At 70.9% G+C, this 450-nt stretch carries 1 protein-coding gene; it reads left to right on the forward strand.

Annotated elements, in window-relative coordinates; genetic code table 11:
- On the forward strand, nt 1–335 hold a 335-nt coding region (locus MUU47_RS00140; RefSeq protein ID WP_258986112.1), incomplete at its 5' end, for an urease accessory protein UreE.
- Nucleotides 336–450: the final 115 nt, after the last annotated feature.

The raw sequence follows: 450 nt of genomic DNA on the forward strand, positions 1-450 counted from the left end.
GCCTGGAGGCCCGCGACGGTCGCCTGGTGCGGGTCGTCGCCCGCTCCGAACGTCTGCTCCACGTCACCTGCGCCAGCCCGCTGGAACTGACCCGAGCCGCCTACCACCTGGGCAACCGTCACGTCGCCCTGCAGGTCGGCGACGGCTGGCTGCGCCTGCTCGACGACTACGTGCTGAAAGCCATGCTCGAACAGCTCGGCGCCACGGTGGAGGCCATCGAGGCGCCGTTCCAGCCGGAGCACGGTGCCTACGGCGGAGGCCACCACCACTCGCACCATGGCGAGGCGGAGTTCAACTACGCGCCGCGCCTGCACCAGTTCGGCGTGCGCCGGTGAACAGCATCTGGGCGCGCCTGCGCCTGGCCAGCTCGCAGTTGCCGATCGGCGGATACAGCTACTCCCAGGGACTGGAGGCGGCCCTCGACTATGGCTGGGTGCGCGACGCCGAGAG

It is taken from the genome of Scandinavium hiltneri, assembly GCF_024764835.1.
Lineage (GTDB): Bacteria > Pseudomonadota > Gammaproteobacteria > Enterobacterales > Enterobacteriaceae > Scandinavium > Scandinavium hiltneri.